The sequence below is a fragment of the Streptomyces spiramenti genome (assembly GCF_012034385.1).
Lineage (GTDB): Bacteria > Actinomycetota > Actinomycetes > Streptomycetales > Streptomycetaceae > Streptomyces > Streptomyces spiramenti.
Map to the genome: position 1 here is coordinate 1 of NZ_JAAVJB010000099.1, position 18,272 is coordinate 18,272.

Here is an 18,272-nt window from a genome sequence, read left to right on the forward strand (position 1 = left end):
GGGTGTCTCCGCGCGGGACGCCGCCGGGCGGCGTGTCTCCGCGCGGGACGCCCTCGGCAGCGCCGTCCTGACGGGGAACCCCGCCGGGGGGCGTCGCTCCCGGGGCCAGCGGCTTGCGGGGCTCGAACCAGGAGCTCGCCTTCTTCCCGGCGGGCTGCCCCGGGTCGGGGCGCCCGGCCTTGGGCGGCTCGGCACCGCTCGTTGCCTCGGGCGCGCCGGACTGCCGGGGCGGCGTGGGCGGCTCGTCCTGCTTCTGGACCGTCTCGCGCATGACCACGGGTGGAATGGGACGCGAACCCGGGATGTTGATCCGGATGCGCGTGGTCATCGTGGTCTCGGTCTTCTTGTCACCGGGCGCGGAGGCGCCAGGTCCGTCGGACGCACCCGGAGTGGGGCTGTCCCCGTAGGGCTCCCGCCCCCCGAACGAGGGGGTCGGGCTGTCTTTTTCACGACTCAAGGCAGGATCTCCCGATTGGTTTCACCGGCCGGTCCGCGATCTGCCGGGAACGAACGGCGAGCCCCACCATACTGGGACCCGCCCCGTGGTATCCGCCGGTGGCGGGATTGGCAGCCACGTTCGATGGGTAAGGAGAGTGCCCGCCGGGGTGTTCAGCCGCCCTTACGGGCGGATGCGTCCGGTCTGCCCCCGCCGAGCGGGCGCGTGGGGTCGAAGAGCGGGCGGTCGGCCGGTGCGAGGGCGAGGCAGAGCCCGGCGGCGCCCATCCCCCCGAAGAGGAAGAGGTAGCTGGAGGCCTCCGCGCCGAAGAGGAAGTCGCCCTGCGGACGGGAGGCGGTGAGGACCAGGACCGTCACCGCCCACAGTCCGGCCGGGACCGCCACGCCGAGCTTGGCGCGCGTCAGCAGCGCGCCGCCCCAGAACAGGCCGACGGCGCCGCCGAGCGCGAGCAGCAGCCCGAGGGGGAACCAGGCGGCCTGGACGAGGGCTCCGGCGACGGCGACCAGGAAGCCGAGCAGACCGAGCCCCACGTAGCCGAACACCCGGGCGGCTCCGGTGCGTCGGCCGCCGCCGACCGCCGGCCGCTCCGGATTCACCCGCTCGGCCCTCACCCGCTCCGGGCGTTCGGGGCCGTTCACGGCCGCACCGGCCCCGGCCGCGGCGCCTCGGTGACGCCGCTGTCGCCGACGGTGTCACCGCCGGGGGGCAGGAACGGGCCCGCGTCGACCGCCCCGAACGGCTCGCCGGCGGCCAGCCGGTACCACTCGGTGGACCACAGCGGCTGGAGGAGGAAGTTGGAGAGGACGAACTCGGTCTCCGGCGCGGCCGAGCGGCTGGGCACCACCGTGACCTGGGTGCGGTGGGCGCGCATGGCCGCCGCCTTGGCCGATACCTGTCGGTCGCTGCCGACGACGCGCCAGTCGATCGCGGTGTCGTCGACGACGCCGGGGATGTCGGCCAGCGAGGCCACCTCGACGGCGGGGCCGCCCCCGGGGCCCGCCGTACCGGCGTCGCCGCGCGGCCCGGACTCGCGCAGCCGGGCGAGGGCGGATTCGGCGGCCGTCCGCGGGACGCTGTTCCACAGGACCCGCGCGACGCGATGGGGAGCGGCGGGCGCGGCGGCTGCCGGGACGCCCGCGCGTGCGCCGGGCGGCCCTTCGGCGGCGGCCAGTTCGACGGCGCGGGTGGCGACGCGGTGGGCCTGGATGTGGTCCGGGTGGCCGTAGCCGCCGTCGGGGTCGTAGGTGATGACGGTGCCGGGACGCGTCTCGCGGATCACCGCGGCCAGTTCGACGGCGGCCCGGTCGAGGTCGGTACCCCAGAAGGCGCCGGGCCGTTCGTTGTGGGGCAGTCCCATCATCCCGGAGTCCCGGGGCGTCTCGCCGCCGACGGTGAGGAACCGGTGGTCGGAGACACCGAGTTCGGCCATGGCCTCGGCCAACTCGGCCACGCGGTGGGCGCCGAGCCGGTCCTCCCGCTCGGAGGTCAGCGCGGCGAGCGGGGCGGGGATGACCTCGCCCTCCTCGCCGCGGGTGCAGGTCACCAGCGTCACGGGGACACCCAGCTCCACGCAGGCGGCCATGGTGACGCCGTTGTTGATCGACTCGTCGTCGGGGTGCGCGTGCACCAGCAGGACACCGGGGGGGCCGTCACTCATGGGGTGAGCCTATCGGCCCGACCCGGTGGCGTCCGGGGCCGGTGGGGAGGGCGGACCCGGAGCGGACCGCGGTCAGAAGCTGATGCTGTTGATCATGCCGCCGACGCTGGACGTCACCTCGTTGATGGTGGGGGCGATGTTGGTGTTGGCCAGGTAGAAGCCGAACAGGATGCAGACCACCGCGTGGAGGGTCTTCATCCCGGCCTTCTTGATGAGAATGAACACCAGGATTGCGAGCAGCAGCACCGCGGAGACGGACAGGGCCACGGTGTACCTCCGATACAGCGAGCGGACAGGGGTGAGCGGCACGGGGGTGCGACTACCGGAGTCCTACCCACCCTGCGCCGTGGATCCTAACTGTCCGTGAGGCCGCACAGGTCGGTGCATCGGAGCAGACCCGGGGCGCACGAGCGCGACCGGGCCCCCATGTCCGGCAATTCCGACAACATCACCTCCGGGTGGTTAACACGGGGGCAACTCGGCGGACGCCCGCCCGATATGCGGACACCGCACACTTGGACCACGGCCGTGCGGGTGCCGTAATACGGAGGGCGGGGTGGCCATCGTGTCCACCCCGCCCTCCGGTCGTGCGCGGCCGGCCGGCACGCGCGCCCCGCGTCAGCCGTGCGCCACGCGCCGCTTCTCCTCGGCGAAGTGGCAGGCCGAGTCGTGCAGCACCTCGCCGGTGCGGTCCGCCAGGACCGGTGGCACGGCGAGCGGCGGCTCCTGCCGCTCGCAGCGCTCCTGCGCCTTCCAGCAGCGGGTGCGGAAGCGGCAGCCGGAGGGCGGGTTGGCCGGGGACGGGACGTCGCCGGTGAGGATGATTCGCTCCCGCCCCTCTCTCGCCTGCGGATCGGGGACGGGGACCGCCGAGAGCAGCGCCTGGGTGTACGGGTGGGTCGGGTGCTCGTAGATCGCGGTGTCGCTCCCGATCTCGACGATCTTCCCCAGGTACATCACCCCGACCCGGTCGGAGATGTGCCGGACGATCGACAGGTCGTGGGCGATGACCATGTAGGCGAGCCCGAACTCGTCCTGGAGCTTCTCCATCAGGTTGATGACCTGCGCCTGCACCGAGACGTCCAGCGCCGAGACCGGCTCGTCGGCGACGATGATCTCCGGGTTGAGGGCGAGGCCGCGGGCGATGCCGATGCGCTGCCGCTGACCTCCGGAGAACTGGTGCGGGTACCGGTTGATGTACTCCGGGTTGAGCCCCACCACGTCCAGCAGCTCCCGCACGCGGCGGCGGCGGTCGCCCTTGGGTGCGACGTCCGGGTGGATGTCGAAGGGCTCCCCGATGATGTCGCCGACGGTCATGCGGGGGTTGAGGGAGGTGTAGGGGTCCTGGAACACCATCTGGATGTTCCGCCGCACCGCCTTCAGCGCCCGCCCGGACAGCTTGGAGATGTCCTCGCCCTTGTAGAGCACGGCGCCGGCGGTCGGACGTTCGAGGTTCATCAGGAGCTTGGCGACGGTGGACTTGCCGCACCCCGACTCCCCCACGATGCCCAGCGTCTCCCCCGGGTACAGCGTGAAGGAGACGCCGTCGACGGCGCGCACCGCTCCCACCTGGCGGCGGAGGATGATCCCCTGGGTGAGCGGGAAGTGCTTGACGAGGTCGCGGACCTCCAGGATCGGCTCACGCGCGCCGGGCGTCATCGACGGTCTCCTTCCAGTAGTGGCAGGCGCTTGACCGTTCCCCGACCTCAGGGACGCGGGCGATGTCGTCGTGGGCCGCGTCCGCCGCGGCGGCCTCCGCCGCTTCTGCGGTCGCGTCGGCGGCGCCGCCGGCGGCCCGCTCCGACACCGCGTACAGCGGAGGCAGGTCGGTGCGGCAGCGGTCGCGCGCCCGGGGGCAGCGGGGGTGGAAGGGGCAGCCGTCGGGCACGTGGAGCAGGTTGGGGGGCAGCCCGCTGATGGCGTACAGCTGCCCGCCCTTCTGGTCCAGCCGGGGGATGGAGTCGAGCAGCCCCTTGGTGTAGGGGTGGGCGGGAGCGGCGTACAACTCCTTGACCGGGGCGTTCTCGACGATGCGCCCGGCGTACATCACCGCGATGCGGTCGGCGGTGTCGGCGACGACGCCGAGGTCGTGGGTGATGAGGATCAGCCCCATGCGGTACTCGCGCTGGAGGTCGGCGAGCAGGTCCATCACCTGCGCCTGGACGGTGACGTCCAGGGCGGTGGTCGGCTCGTCCGCGATGATCAGGTCCGGCTCCAGCGCCAGCGCCATGGCGATCATGATCCGCTGCCGCATGCCGCCGGAGAACTCGTGCGGGTAGTCGTTCACCCGCTGGCGGGCGGCGGGGATCCGGACCCGCTCCATCAGCTCGACCGCCCGCTCCTTGGCCTCCTTGCGGGAGGCGCCGCGGTGGACACGGAACATCTCGCCGAGCTGGAACCCGACGCTCAGCACGGGGTTCAGCGAGGAGAGCGCGTCCTGGAAGATCATCGCCATCTTGGGGCCGCGGATCTTCCGGCGTTCCTCGGCGCCGAGTCCGAGCAGGTCGCGGCCCTGGAAGAGGATCTCCCCGCCGGTGATGCGCCCGGGCGGCATGTCGAGGATGCCCATGATCGCCTGCGCGGTGACCGACTTGCCGGAGCCGGACTCGCCGAGCACCGCCAGCGTCTCGCCGGCGTCCACGCCGTAGCTGACGCCGTTGAGGGCACGCACCACACCGTCCCGGGTGGTGAACTCGACTTCCAGGTCGCGCACTTCGAGCAGCCGGTCGTCCGTCATCGGGGCGTCACCTCAGCTTGGGGTCGAGGGCGTCCCGCACGGCGTCGCCCATCATGATGAAGGCCAGGACGCAGAGCGAGAGCGCGGCGGCCGGGTAGAGCAGGATGTGGGGCGCGTTCCGGAACTGCATACCGTCGGAGGCGCTGGAGATGTCGACGCCCCAGGAGACGGTCGGCGGACGCAGCCCGACGCCGAGGAAGGAGAGCGTCGCCTCCAGCGCGATGATCGTGCCGAGCATGATCGTCGCCATGACGATGACCGGCGCGACCGCGTTGGGCAGGATGTGGCGCAGCAGGATGCGGCTGTTGCTCGCGCCGAGCGCGCGGGCGGCCTGCACGTAGTCGTTCTGCTTGGCGGTGATGACCGCGCCGCGGGCGATGCGGGCGATCTGCGGCCAGCCGAGTGCGGCGATGACGAGGACCACGGGCCAGATGCCGCTGAGCTGGATCATCGACAGGAAGACGATGGCGCCCAGCACCAGCGGGACGGCGAAGAACACGTCGGTGGTGCGCGAGAGCAGGGCGTCCCAGAACCCGCCGAAGAAGCCGGCCAGTCCGCCGACGACGGTGCCGAGCAGCGCGACGCCGAGGGTGGCGCAGACGCCGACGGCGATCGAGGCGCGGGCGCCGTAGACCACGCGGGTGTAGACGTCGCACCCCTGGGTGTCGAAGCCGAACCAGTGGCCCGGGGCCGGTCCTTCCAGCGAGCGCGAGAGCTGGCAGTACAGCGGGTCGCGGCTGGCGATGCTGGAGGGCCAGATCGCGATGAGCAGCAGGAAGAGGATCAGCAGCGCGGAGATCACGAAGACCGGGTTGCGCCGGAGGTCGTGCCAGGCGTCGGAGCTGAGGCTGCGGGCGCGTCCGGGTTCGCCGCGGGTGACGACGGCCTCGTCGAGCGCGGCGCCCTGGGCGTCGAGCGGCGTGTCCGGCCGGTTGGGCTCAGGCATAGCGGATCCTCGGGTCGAGCACGGCGTACAGGAGGTCGACGAGGAGGTTGGCGACGAGGAAGATCAGCACCAGGACGACGACGAAGCCGACCACGGTGGGCGAGTTCTGCCGCAGGATGCCCTCGTACAGCTGGTAGCCGACGCCCTGGATGTTGAAGATGCGTTCGGTGACGATGGCGCCGGCCATCAGCGTCCCGATGTCGGCGCCGAGGTAGGTGACCACGGGGATCAGCGAGTTGCGCAGCAGGTGGCGGGTGGTGACACGGCGGCGCGGCAGTCCCTTGGCGACGGCGGTGCGCACGTAGTCGGCGCGGGCGTTCTCCACGATGGAGGTGCGGGTCAGCCGGGTGACGTAGGCGAGCGACACCAGGGCCAGGATGATGCCGGGCACGAGCAGTTCGTCGAAGGGGGCGGCGGGGCTCACGGCGGGGTTGATCCAGCCGAGCTTCACGCCGAGGAAGAACTGGAGCGTCGTGCCGAGGACGAAGGTCGGGATGGCGATGACGACGAGCGTCGCCATGAGGACCGAGGTGTCGGCGGCCTTGCCGCGGCGCAGTCCGGTGACGACGCCGAGGACGATGCCGAGGACGATCTCGAAGACGATGGCGACCAGCATCAGCCGGAAGCTGATCGGGATCGCCTGGGCGAGGAGTTCGGTCACCGGACGGCCGTTGAACGCGGTGCCGAAGTCGCCGGTGAAGATGTTCCCCATGTAGAGCAGGTACTGCTGCCAGACCGGCTTGTCGAGGTTGAACTCCGCGCGCAGCCGGGCGGCGGTGGCCGCGTCGGGTGCCCGGTCGCCGAACAGGCCGGTCACCGGGTCGCCGAGCGCGTACACCATGAGGAAGATCAGAAAGGTGGCGCCGATGAACACCGGGATCATCTGGAGCAGGCGCCGGATGACGTAACGCCCCACGGGCCCTCCTGTCGGTGAGGTGGTCGGGCTATGGGTGCGGCCGGCCCGCCGTCGTGGACGGCGGCGGGCCGGCGGCACCCGGTCGGGGCGTCAGGAGACCGTGATGTCGGTGTAGACGGGCACCGAGAACGGGTTGAGCCGGACGTCGGAGACGCGCTCGGAGTGGCCGGCGGTGCCGTTCTGGTACCACAGCGGGATCACGGGCATGTCGTCCACCAGCACCTGCTGCGCCTGCTTGAAGAGGTCGATCGCCTCGTCCTCGTCGTCCGCCGAGTTGGCACGGTTGACGAGGTCGTCGAACTCCTCGCTGCTGTAACCGGAGTCGTTGGAGGAGGCGTCGGTGTAGTAGAGCGGCTGCAGGAAGTTCTGGATCAGCGGGTAGTCCATCTGCCAGCCGCTGCGGAACATCCCGGTCATGGAGTCGGAGGTGACCTGGTTGCGGAAGTCCGCGAAGGTCGGCACCGGGTTGACCGTGCAGGCGCCGGTGTCGCCGAGGGCGTTGTTGATGCTGTTGCAGGCGGCGTCCATCCACTGCCGGTGGGATCCGGTGTCGACGTTGGAGGTGAGAGTGACGCTGCCGCCCGGCAGCCCGCCGGCGTCGTCGATCATCTCCTTGGCCCGTTCCGGGTCGTAGGAGCAGATGTCGCCGCAGAGGTCCGGCTCGTAGCCGCCGGCCTCCTCCAGGACGGGCGAGGTGAAGTCGGTCGCCGGGGTGCGGGTGTCGGCGAAGATCTTCCCGGTGATCTCCTCGCGGTTGATCGCCATCGACAGCCCCTGGCGGACCTTGACCATGTCGTCGCCGGACCAGTTGTCGTCGTAGAGCGGGAACGACACGGTCTGGATGATGCCGGCGGGCTGGTTGATGTAGCGGTCACCGAGGTCCGCGTCAGCGTTGTTCAGCTGTGAGGCGGGGATGTCGTCGATGACGTCGAGGTTCCCGGCCTGCAGGTCGGTGTAGGCGGTGTTGTTGTCGGTGTAGACGCGGAGTTCGACCCCGTCGTTCTGCGCCGCGTCGTCGCCGCTGTAGTCCTCGTACCCGACCAGGCTCATCGACTGGCTGCGGGAGTAGCTGTCGATCATGTACGGGCCGTTGCCGACGGGCTTCTCCAGCCAGGCGTCGTGGTCGTCGAAGAACGACCGGGGCAGCGGCGAGTAGGCGGCGTACCCGAGGGTGTCGGGCCACAGCGAGAACGGCTCGGTCAGCCGGACGGTGAAGGTGTGCTCGTCGACGACCTCCAGACCGGACATGGTGTCGGCGGTCGGTTCGGCGCCCTCGTCCTCGGGGTGGACGTCCGCGTAGCCGTCGATGAACTGGAAGAAGTAGCTGTTGATCTGGTTGTTCTCGATGTTGGCGCCGTAGTTCCAGGCGTCCACGAACGAGTCGGCGGTGACCTCGGTGCCGTCGCTGAACGTCCAACCCTGTTTGATCTTGATCGTGAAGTTCTGCTGGTCGTCGGTCTCGATGGACTCTGCGAGCGCGTCCTCGGCGGCGGCGGTCTCGGGGTTGTACCGCTTGAGACCGCGGAAGATCATGTCCATCACCTTGCCGCCCTGCACCTCGTTGGTGTTGGCGGGCTCCAGCGGGTTCTGCGGGTCGCCCCAGGAGGCGCGCACCGTGCTGTCGCCGCCGCCCCCACCCCCGGAGTCGCTGCCGCAGGACGTGGCGAGCAGGGCCACGGCGGTCGCGGTGGCGACTGCCGCCGTCAGACGGGTGCCCTTGCGCATCGGGTGCCTCCTCGGGCTGCCGACATCGTGAGTCGCAGCCCATCAGAGCGCCCTTCGCGGGGTTTTTCTCATCATGTGTAAATCGTTCGGGTGATCACCGGTCCAAATACGCTCGGATGCCGCAACGCCCGCCCCGCGCCGCTGCGGCGCACCGGTCGGCGACGCCGGACGCCGGGCCCCGAATGGGGCCCGGCGTCCGGGTACCGCGTTCGCCGCGTCTCGCGCGGCACCGCCGTCAGGCGTGGGCGACGTGCTGCTTCTCCTCGGCGAAGTGGCAGGCCGAGTCGTGCGCCACCGCGGTGTCGGCACCCGCGTACCGCTGCGGCACCGCCAGCAGCGGCATCTCCTCCGCGCACCGCTCCTCCGCCTTCCAGCAGCGGGTGCGGAAGCGGCAGCCGGAGGGCGGGTTGGCCGGGGACGGGACGTCGCCGGTGAGGATGATCCGCTCCCGCCCCTCGCGGGCGTCGGGATCGGGCAACGGCACGGCCGAGAGCAGCGCCTGGGTGTACGGGTGGGTCGGGTGGTCGTAGATCGCGGCGTCGCTGCCGATCTCGACCATCTTCCCCAGGTACATCACGCCGACCCGGTCGGAGATGTGCCGGACGATCGACAGGTCGTGGGCGATGAAGAGGTACGACAGGCCGAACTCGTCCTGGAGCTTCTCCATCAGGTTGATCACCTGCGCCTGCACCGAGACGTCCAGCGCCGAGACCGGCTCGTCGCAGATGATGATCTCCGGGTTGAGGGCGAGGCCGCGGGCGATGCCGATGCGCTGCCGCTGACCTCCGGAGAACTGGTGCGGGTACCGGTTGATGTACTCCGGATTGAGCCCCACCACGTCCAGCAGCTCCCGCACCCGGGCCTGCTTGTCACCCTTCGGCGCCGCCTCGGGGTGGATGTCGAAGGGCTCCCCGATGATGTCGCCGACGGTCATCCGCGGGTTGAGGGAGGTGTAGGGGTCCTGGAACACCATCTGGATGTTCCGCCGCACCGCCTTCAGCGCCCGCCCGGACAGCTTGGAGATGTCCTCGCCCTTGTAGAGGACCTCCCCGGAGGTGGCCCGCTCCAGGTTCATCAGCAACTTGGCGACGGTGGACTTGCCGCACCCCGACTCCCCCACAATCCCCAGCGTCTCCCCCGGGTACAGCGTGAACGAGATGTCGTCGACGGCCCGGACCGCCCCGACCTGGCGGCGGAAGACGATCCCCTGGGTGAGCGGGAAGTGCTTGACGAGGTTGCGCACTTCCAGGATCGGCTCGCGGGTGGTGTCAGCCATGGAGGGTCTCCTTCCAGAAGTGGCACGCGCTGGAGCGGCCCGGCACGGGCACGCCCTCGGCGTCGAGCACGGTGACCGGCAGCGGGCGCTCGGTGACGCAGACTTCCCGGGCCCGGTCGCAGCGGGGGCTGAACGAGCAGCCGGCGGGCAGCGAGGTCAGCGTCGGCGGCAGCCCGCGGATGGCGTAGAGGTCGCTGCCCTTCTGGTCCAACCGCGGGATGGAGTCCAGCAGCCCCTTGGTGTAGGGGTGCGCGGGGGTCCGGTAGATCTCACGGACGTCGCCGCGCTCCACGATCCGCCCGGCGTACATCACCGCGATGCGGTCCGCGACGTCGGCGACGACGCCGAGGTCGTGGGTGATGAGGATCAGCCCCATGCGGTACTCCTGCTGGAGCTCCGCGAGCAGGTCCATCACCTGCGCCTGAACGGTGACGTCCAGGGCGGTGGTCGGCTCGTCCGCGATGATCAGGTCCGGCTCCAGCGCCAGCGCCATGGCGATCATGATCCGCTGGCGCATGCCGCCGGAGAACTGGTGCGGGTAGTCGTTGACCCGGTCCTTCGCGGCGGGTATCCGGACCCGGTCCATCAGCTCGACGGCGCGGGCCTTGGCCTCCTTGCGGGAGGCCCCCTTGTGGACGCGGAACATCTCGCCGAGCTGGTAGCCGACGGAGAGCACCGGGTTCAGCGAGGAGAGCGCGTCCTGGAAGATCATGGCGATCTTGTTGCCGCGGATCTTCCGGCGCTGCGCCTCGGTCATCTTCAGCAGGTCCTGGCCCTGGAAGAGGATCTCGCCGCCCGTGATGCGGCCGGGCGGCATGTCGAGGATGCCCATGATCGCCTGCGCGGTCACCGACTTGCCGGAGCCGGACTCGCCGAGCACCGCCAGCGTCTCGCCGGCCTCGACCGAGTAGCTGACGCCGTTGACCGCCTTGGCGATGCCCTCCCGGGTGTGGAACTCGATCTGGAGGTCGCGCACGTCCAGCAGCGGGGTGCCGGGAGTGGCGGCGGTCCCGTCCTTGACGAGATCGATGCCTGTCTCTGTCATCAGGTACGCCTCCCTCAGCGCAGCTTGGGGTCGAGGGCGTCGCGCACGGCGTCACCCATCATCAGGAACGCCAGGATCGTGGCGCTCAGCATGATCGAGGGGAAGATCAGCACGTGCAGCGCCACCCGGATCTGGTCCTTGCCGGTGTTGATGTCGCTGCCCCACGACATCGCGGGGTCGGCCAGCCCGATGCCCAGGTACGACAGCGTCGCCTCGGCCGAGATGTAGCCGCCGAGAGCGACCATGGCGACGACGATCACGGGCGCCATGGCGTTGGGCAACACGTGGCGCAGCAGGATGCGCCACGTCCCGGCGCCCAGTGACCGGGCGGCCTGCACGTAGTCCGCCTGCTTCACCGAGATCACCGAGCCGCGCATGACACGGGCGATGGTGGTCCAGCCGAGCACCGCCAGCGCCAGGGTGATCACCAGTTTCCCGCGGACGTCGAAGGAGACCAGGATGACCATCGCGCCGAGCAGGAACGGGATGCCCATGAAGGTGTCCACGATCCGCGAGACCACCGCGTCGACCCAGCCGCCGAAGTATCCGGCGATCATGCCGACCAGGCTGCCGAGGAACAGCACGATGACGGTGACCGAGACGCCGATGACGATCGACGCCCGGGTGCCGTAGATGACGCGCGCGTAGACCGAGCGGCCCTGGCTGTCGTAGCCGAACCACTCCGGGGAGAAGAACTTCGTCAGCTCCGGGGAGCGCAGGAAGGCGCCCTGGAGGTCCGCCTCGCGCGGGCTGGCCGAGGTGAACAGGCCGGGGAAGGCCGCGATGACGATCAGCACCAGGATCATCGCGCCCGCGATGAGGAAGCTGGGCTTGCGCCGGAGGTCGTTCCAGGCGTCGGACCACAGCGAGCGCGGCTTGCCGGGCGGGGGGCCCGCCTCCGCCTGCGCCACCTCCGCGACCGGGGCGGTGGACCGGGTACCGGTGAGGTTCTGGTCAGGCATAGCGAATCCTCGGGTCCAGGACCGCGTAGAGCAGGTCGACGAGCAGGGTGACGACGAGGTAGATGACGATCATGAAGGTGACGATGCCGACGACCGTCGCGCCCTCGCGGAACGACAGGGCGCGGTAGACGGCGCTGCCGATGCCCTGGACGTTGAAGATGCCCTCGGTGACGATCGCGCCGGCCATCAGGTTCCCGATGTCCACGCCGAGGAAGGTGACCACCGGGATCAGGGAGTTGCGCATCAGGTGAACGGTGACGGCACGGGGGCGGGAGAGCCCCTTCGCCTTCGCGGTGCGCATGTAGTCCGCGCGGGCGTTCTCCGCGATGGAGGTCCGGGTGAGCCGCGCGACGTACGCCAGCGAGAGGGACGCGAGCACCATCGCCGGGAGGATCAGCTGCGTCCAGGCCTCGGGGTCGCGCACCGTCGGGGTCGTCCAGCCCAGGGTGTTGGCGAAGAAGTTCTGGTAGGCGTAGCCGATCACGAACACCGGGACCGAGATGAAGATCAGGGTGACGAAGAGAATCGCCCGGTCGGTCTTGCCGCCGCGGCGCAGCCCCGCGACCAGGCCCATGCCCACACCGAGCACCACGGTGATGAGGAAGGCCAGCACGGTGAGCCGGATCGTGGCGGGGAGCGCCTGCGTGATGACGTCCATCACCGGGCGCCGGGAGGCTATCTGCGTGCCGAAGTCGCCCTGGAAGACGCCGAGCAGATAGTTCCAGTACTGCTGCATGAGGGGCAGGTCCAACCCCAGCTCCGCCTTGATCGCGGCGATCTGCGCCTCGTCGACGGAGCGTTCCCCGTAGAGCGCACGCACCGGGTCCCCGGGGAGCGCGTACATCATCAGGAAGACCAGCAGTGTGGCCCCGATGAAGACCGGGATCATCTGGAGCAGTCGCCGCACGACATAGCGCCCCATGGTTCCTCCAAGTCAGCTTGGAGGGGCCGACGCACCACCCCGGGTCGCGGAGTGGTGCATCGGCCCCCTTGTTCGTGTCACACGGCACGCCCGCGGCTGTTCACCGCTGCGTGCGCCGGTCGTCTCAGTCGACGGTGACGTCGGTCAGGACGGGCTGACCGGAGGGGTCGAAGGTGACGCCGGAGACGCGCTCCGAGAAGCCACCGTTGACCTGCTGGTGCCACAGCGGGATCGCCGGCATGAGCTCGAAGAGCTCCTTCTCGGCGTCCTGGTAGGCGGCGACGGTCTCGTCCAGGGAGGCGGCGGAGTCACCGTCGGAGAACATCTGGTCGACGTCCTCGTTGGAGAAGAAGCCCGTGTTGGCGGAGGAACCGGTGCCGTAGAGCTCCTTCATGAAGGCGGCGTTCAGCGGGTAGTCCGCGATCCAGCCGCCCCGGTACATCGACTTGACCTCCTGCGCGTCACGCGTGTTGAGGTCGGTCTGGAAGTCCGGCTTGGCGTCGCCGGTGCACTCGACACCGGTCGCCTGGCGGATGCTGTTGCAGACCGCGGTGACCCACGCCTCGTGGCCGCCGTCGGAGTTGTACTGGATCGAGATGGCGTTGCCGGGGACACCGCCGGCCTCGTCGATCAGCTCCTTGGCCTTCTCCGGGTCGAACTCCATGACCTCGCCGCCGGCGTTCTCCTCGTAGCCCTTGGCGCCCGGGGCGACGAAACCGGTGGCGACGGTGACGGAACCGTTCATGACCGTGTTGACGATGGTCTCGCGGTCGATCGCCATCGACAGGCCCTGGAGGACCTGGGGGTCGATGTCCTCCCAGGTCTCGCTGTAGAAGACCGGGACGATGGTCTGGTTCGCCATGTAGGGCTGGCTGATCGCGCGGTCGCCGAGGTCGTCCTTGAAGACCGGCAGGTTCTGGGTGTCGACCTGGCGGATGACGTCCAGGTTGCCCGAGAGCAGGTCCTGGTAGGCGGCGTTGAGGTTGGTGTAGGTGACCAGCTCGACGCCGTCGTTCTGCGCCGCGTTGTCGCCCTGGTAGTCCTCGTACGCCTCCAGGGTGATCTTCCGCTCGCGCTCCCAGGAGGCGAACTTGTACGCGCCGTTGCCGACCGGGTTCTCGCCGAACGCCTCGGGGTCGTCGTAGAAGCTGCTGGGCAGCGGCGTGAACGGGTTGTAGCCGAGCTTGTAGTCGTAGTACGAGAACGGCGTCTTCAGCGCGATGGTGAAGGTGGTCTCGTCCACGACCTCCAGACCGGACATGGTCTCGGCGGTGGCCTCACCCTCCTCGGGGTGGACCTCGTCGTAGCCCTCGATGTCCTGGAACCAGTAGCTGTTCTTCTGGTTGTTGGAGATGTTGGCGGCCCAGTTCCACGCGTTGACGTAGGACTCGGCGGTCACCGCCTCACCGTCGTGGAAGGTCCAGCCGTCCCGGAGGTTGACGGTCCACTCGGTGCCGTCCTCGTTGCGCTCGATCGACTCGGCGGCCGTGTAGACCAGCTCACCGTCCTCGTCGAAGTCCACGAGGTTGGCGAAGACGTTGTCGATGACCAGCGCACCGTACTGCTCGTTGGTGTCGGTCGGGACGAGCGGGTTCTGGGGCTCACCGGAGTCGACGGTGAAGACACCGCCGCCGTCACCGGAGCCGCCGGAGCCGCTGTTGTCGTCGCCGCTGCCGCAGGCGGATGCGACCAGAGCCACACCTATCGCACCTGCCACCCACTTGGCGCTACGCGCACCGCGCATGGGCCCTGCCTCCTTGGGATTCATTTGCTCATCAGGCGCCGCTCGTGCGAGGGAGCGTGACTCCCGCCCATGCCCGGCACCACTCGGACCACCACAGTCCCGGTAGTCACAACCGCCCCAACTATTGGCCATAACGGCCTCGTCGTCAGCAATTTGAGATCACGATGAGGTGACAATCAGCGTGACTCAGGTCCCAAAAGGGACATAGAGTATGGGTTTCTTTGCCGCGAAACGGACAGATGTGATCACTGCCACTGCAGTCGCGACCGACATGCGGACAGTGCCACTCCTCCCCGAGACACGCCCTCTTGACATGTTCCGTATGAGATTCTCGATGAGTGGTGATGCTGGTGTGACAACTGTGACGTCCGTGCGGTGCGCCGGTATGCCCGTTCCGGGTGCAGTCGTCCCCGGGCCGCGCGAGCGTGCGCGGGCGGGGAGGGGCACGCCGAGAACGCCGAAAAGGGGTGTGACCCCGCCGGTGGTCCGGCGGGGTCACACCCCTCGTTCGGTTCGCCGCCCCTCCCACCCGTCGGGCGGGGGGCCGCGCGGGTCAGGCGTGCTTGGCCTTGGAGGCGGCGCGCGCCCGCAGCCGCTGGTCGAGGACGACCTTGCGGATGCGCACCTCGTCCGGGGTCACCTCGACGCACTCGTCGTCGCGGCAGAACTCCAGGGACTGCTCCAGCGAGAGACGCCGCGGCGGCACCAGGTTCTCGGTGGTGTCGGCGGAGGAGGCCCGCATGTTGGTGAGCTTCTTCTCCTTGGTGATGTTCACGTCCATGTCGTCGGCGCGGGAGTTCTCGCCGACGAGCATGCCCTCGTACACCTCGGTGCCGGGCTCGATGAAGATCGTCCCGCGCTCCTGGAGGTTGAGCATCGCGTACGGGGTCGCCACGCCGGAGCGGTCGGCGACGAGCGAACCGCTGTTGCGGGTGCGCAGCTCGCCCATCCACGGCTCGTAGCTCTCGAAGATCGAGTGGGCGATGCCGGTGCCGCGGGTCTCGGTCAGGAACTCGGTCCGGAAGCCGATGAGGCCGCGGGCGGGCACCAGGAACTCCATGCGGACCCAGCCGGAGCCGTGGTTGGTCATGGTCTCCATGCGTCCCTTGCGGGAGGCCATCACCTGGGTGACCGCGCCGAGGTACTCCTCGGGGACGTCGATCGTCATGCGCTCGATCGGCTCGTGGGTCTTGCCGTCGACCTCGCGGGTGACGACCTCGGGGCGACCGACGGTCAGCTCGAAGCCCTCCCGGCGCATGGTCTCCACCAGGATCGCCAGCGCCAGCTCGCCACGCCCCTGGACCTCCCACGCGTCGGGGCGCTCGGTGGGCAGCACGCGGAGCGAGACGTTGCCGACGAGCTCGCGCTCCAGGCGGTCCTTCACCAGGCGCGCGGTGACCTTGTGGCCCTTGCCGCCCTTGCCGACCAGCGGCGAGTTGTTGGTGCCGATCGTCATCGAGATCGCGGGCTCGTCCACCTGGATCAGGGGGAGCGCCACCGGGTTCTCGGCGTCGGCGAGGGTCTCGCCGATCATGATCTCGGGGATGCCCGCGACGGCGCAGATGTCGCCGGGGCCGGCCTCCTCCGCGGGCTTGCGGGTGAGAGCCTCGGTCATCAGCAGTTCGGTGACCCGGACGTTGTGCACCGTGCCGTCGCGCTTCATCCACGCCACGGTCTGGCCCTTGCGCAGCGTGCCCTGCTGGATGCGGCAGAGCGCGATACGGCCGAGGAAGTTGTCGGCGTCGAGGTTGGTGACGTGCGCCTGGAGCGGCGCGTTCTCCTCGTAGGCGGGGGCGGGCACCGTCTCCAGCAGCGTCGTGAAGAGCGGCTGGAGGTCCTCGCTGTCGGCCGGGACGGTGCCGTCCTCGGGCTTGGTCAGCGAGGCGATCCCGTCACGGGCGCAGGCGTAGACGATCGGGAACTCGATCTGCTCCTCGGTCGCGTCGAGGTCCAGGAAGAGGTCGTACGCCTCGTCCACGACCTCCGCGATGCGGGAGTCCGGCCGGTCGGTCTTGTTGATGCACAGGATGACCGGCAGCTTGGCCTGGAGCGCCTTGCGCAGCACGAAGCGCGTCTGCGGCAGCGGCCCCTCGGAGGCGTCGACGAGCAGCACGACGGCGTCGACCATGGACAGCCCGCGCTCGACCTCGCCACCGAAGTCGGCGTGGCCGGGGGTGTCGATGATGTTGATGGTGACCGGGTCGCCACCGTCCTTGGGGTGGTACCGGACGGCGGTGTTCTTCGCGAGAATGGTGATGCCCTTCTCGCGCTCCAGGTCGTTGGAGTCCATCACCCGGTCGTCCACCTGCTGGTGGGCGGCGAAGGCGCCGGCCTGCTTCAGCATGGCGTCGACGAGGGTGGTCTTGCCGTGGTCGACGTGGGCGACGATGGCGACGTTACGGATGTCGTGGCGCGTGGGCACGGCGGTGCTACTCCCGGGTTGGTGGTTGGGGTTGGCCCGGCAGACACACGCACCGGCCTCATACCCCATCGTACGGTGCCCGGCCGGGCAGCCTGCGCGTCGCCCTCTCGCACGGCCCCGGGACGACCGCGTCCCTCACCCGGCGCGGCTGTGGCCCCGTCCGGCGGGACGGGGCCACAGGCGCACCGGGAGCTCGGCCGCGGCGGGTCAGCCGCGGAAGCCGATGTCCTGGTAGCGCGGGGTGCGGAGGCCGAAGGCGCCGACCCCGGCGATGTCGTCGGCCGCCGCCACCAGCTGCGGCGCCTGGTAGAGCGGCAGGGAGCCGGCGGCGGCCCAGATACGGGTGTCCGCCTTGCCCAGGAGCTCCGCCCGGCGCTCGTCGTCGAGCTCGCCGGCGGCCTGCGCCAGCAGTTGGTCGATGTGGTCGGTGCCGACGCGGGCGTAGTTCTGCTCGATGAACAGCTCGCCGCCGGGGATGCCCTGCGGCTTGGCGAAGACCGCGCGGGCGTCCGTGGCGGGGTAGGCGCTGGCGGGCCACGAGTAGAGGGCCAGGTCGAAGTTGCCGGGGACCACGTGGCCGGTCAGGTAGCGGTCGGCGGCGACCTCCACCAGCTCGGCGTGGACGCCCATCCCGGCGAGCATGTCGGCGATCCGCTCCCCGACGCGGCGCATCTCGGCGTGCTGCGGCCCGTCCGGCACCACGAACCGGAGCGAGAGCGGCGCTCCGGCCTTGACCCGGACCGCGGCGGCGGTGGAGCGGGCGAGTTCCTCGGCCTCGACACCTGCCTCGCGGGCGGCGCGGAGGGTCAGCTCCGCCGGTTCGGCCAGCGCGGCGGAGCGTCCCTCGGCCGCGACCTCCCCGGCCACGGCGGCGGCGCGGCGCAGCACCGCCGCGCGCTGCTGCGCGGCGGCGACGGTCGCGCCCAGCCGCACCGGGACTCCGGTCGGCGCGGCCTGCGCTCCGGTCTTGGCGTCGACGGTGTCGGCCCCGGTGTCGGCGGGCGGCAGTGCGGGGCCGCGGCGCCAGCCCGCCTCGTCGAGCTGGCGGGCGGCCGTCTCCGCGCCGGTCTCGCCCAGTCCGTCGCTGGTGTCCTGGTAGCCGTCCTGGCCCAGAACCCACAGGTGGCTGCCGAGCGGGCTGACGGGGAGCCGGGCGGGGCCGTGGACGGTCGCGGCGATCGCCTCGCGGTCCAGCCCGCGGGCCAGCGCCCAGCGGACCCGCTCGTCCTTGAGCGCCGGCGAGGTCCCGTTGACGGCGAGCTGGGTGTAGGCGGGCGCGTAGGCGCGGTGGACACCGATCCCGGCCAGCCCCTGTGAGATGCGCCGCTCCGCGTGGTCGAAGGCGGCGTCGCGCTGGACCAGGCCGGCGGCGACCACCTCGGCGTGTGCCTCGGCCGCCTCCACCGCGCGGGCTTCGAGGCGCCGGGCGGCGCGCGCGTCGTCCTGGCACTGACACTCGTCGG

The 18,272-nt window shown here is 70.4% G+C and carries 15 protein-coding genes and 1 pseudogene; all 16 read right to left on the minus strand.

What is annotated here, in order from left to right; genetic code table 11:
- Nucleotides 1-328 (minus strand): annotated as a pseudogene (locus HCJ92_RS13510) (hypothetical protein); the annotation flags it as partial.
- Between the two features lie 281 nt (nucleotides 329-609).
- Nucleotides 610-1,095, minus strand: a complete 486-nt coding sequence (locus HCJ92_RS13515) for a DUF6113 family protein (RefSeq protein ID WP_338054161.1) — start codon at nucleotides 1,093-1,095, stop codon at nucleotides 610-612.
- Complete coding sequence (gene mshB, locus HCJ92_RS13520) at nucleotides 1,092-2,114, minus strand: N-acetyl-1-D-myo-inositol-2-amino-2-deoxy-alpha-D-glucopyranoside deacetylase (protein ID WP_167933817.1); 1,023 nt, start codon at nucleotides 2,112-2,114, stop codon at nucleotides 1,092-1,094. Before mshB ends, HCJ92_RS13515 begins: the two co-directional genes overlap by 4 nt.
- A gap of 72 nt (nucleotides 2,115-2,186) precedes the next feature.
- A complete protein-coding gene (locus HCJ92_RS13525) occupies nucleotides 2,187-2,381 on the minus strand; it encodes a hypothetical protein (protein ID WP_167933830.1) in 195 nt (64 codons plus the stop codon).
- A gap of 351 nt (nucleotides 2,382-2,732) precedes the next feature.
- The gene (locus tag HCJ92_RS13530) at nucleotides 2,733-3,773 is read right to left on the minus strand and encodes an ABC transporter ATP-binding protein (protein ID WP_167933818.1); all 1,041 of its coding nucleotides are present in this window, start codon (nucleotides 3,771-3,773) and stop codon (nucleotides 2,733-2,735) included.
- On the minus strand, nucleotides 3,754-4,851 hold the full coding sequence (locus HCJ92_RS13535; RefSeq protein ID WP_167933819.1) for an ABC transporter ATP-binding protein: 1,098 nt from the start codon (nucleotides 4,849-4,851) through the stop codon (nucleotides 3,754-3,756). Before HCJ92_RS13535 ends, HCJ92_RS13530 begins: the two co-directional genes overlap by 20 nt.
- A gap of 7 nt (nucleotides 4,852-4,858) precedes the next feature.
- Nucleotides 4,859-5,797, minus strand: coding sequence for an ABC transporter permease (locus HCJ92_RS13540; RefSeq protein WP_167933820.1), 939 nt, complete (start codon nucleotides 5,795-5,797; stop codon nucleotides 4,859-4,861).
- Entirely contained in the window at nucleotides 5,790-6,713 is a 924-nt protein-coding gene (locus tag HCJ92_RS13545) for an ABC transporter permease subunit (protein WP_167933821.1), read from the minus strand. Before HCJ92_RS13545 ends, HCJ92_RS13540 begins: the two co-directional genes overlap by 8 nt.
- A gap of 90 nt (nucleotides 6,714-6,803) precedes the next feature.
- Nucleotides 6,804-8,438 carry a peptide ABC transporter substrate-binding protein gene (locus HCJ92_RS13550; RefSeq protein WP_167933822.1) on the minus strand — a complete coding sequence of 545 codons (1,635 nt, stop codon included), beginning with the start codon at nucleotides 8,436-8,438 and terminating at the stop codon, nucleotides 6,804-6,806.
- 235 nt (nucleotides 8,439-8,673) lie between these two features.
- Nucleotides 8,674-9,714 carry an ABC transporter ATP-binding protein gene (locus tag HCJ92_RS13555; protein WP_167933823.1) on the minus strand — a complete coding sequence of 347 codons (1,041 nt, stop codon included), beginning with the start codon at nucleotides 9,712-9,714 and terminating at the stop codon, nucleotides 8,674-8,676.
- Nucleotides 9,707-10,759 carry an ABC transporter ATP-binding protein gene (locus tag HCJ92_RS13560; RefSeq protein ID WP_167933824.1) on the minus strand — a complete coding sequence of 351 codons (1,053 nt, stop codon included), beginning with the start codon at nucleotides 10,757-10,759 and terminating at the stop codon, nucleotides 9,707-9,709. The genes HCJ92_RS13555 and HCJ92_RS13560 overlap by 8 nt, the downstream gene beginning before the upstream one ends.
- 14 nt (nucleotides 10,760-10,773) lie before the next feature.
- Nucleotides 10,774-11,721, minus strand: coding sequence for an ABC transporter permease (locus HCJ92_RS13565; RefSeq protein ID WP_167933825.1), 948 nt, complete (start codon nucleotides 11,719-11,721; stop codon nucleotides 10,774-10,776).
- On the minus strand, nucleotides 11,714-12,643 hold the full coding sequence (locus HCJ92_RS13570) for an ABC transporter permease (protein WP_167933826.1): 930 nt from the start codon (nucleotides 12,641-12,643) through the stop codon (nucleotides 11,714-11,716). The genes HCJ92_RS13565 and HCJ92_RS13570 overlap by 8 nt, the downstream gene beginning before the upstream one ends.
- A gap of 124 nt (nucleotides 12,644-12,767) precedes the next feature.
- The gene (locus tag HCJ92_RS13575) at nucleotides 12,768-14,387 is read right to left on the minus strand and encodes a peptide ABC transporter substrate-binding protein (RefSeq protein WP_167933827.1); all 1,620 of its coding nucleotides are present in this window, start codon (nucleotides 14,385-14,387) and stop codon (nucleotides 12,768-12,770) included.
- Between the two features lie 553 nt (nucleotides 14,388-14,940).
- On the minus strand, nucleotides 14,941-16,809 hold the full coding sequence (typA, locus tag HCJ92_RS13580) for a translational GTPase TypA (RefSeq protein WP_167933828.1): 1,869 nt from the start codon (nucleotides 16,807-16,809) through the stop codon (nucleotides 14,941-14,943).
- Nucleotides 16,810-17,016: 207 nt separating this feature from the next.
- A partial coding sequence (locus HCJ92_RS13585) for an ABC transporter substrate-binding protein (RefSeq protein WP_338054163.1) occupies nucleotides 17,017-18,272 on the minus strand: 1,256 nt, incomplete at its 5' end.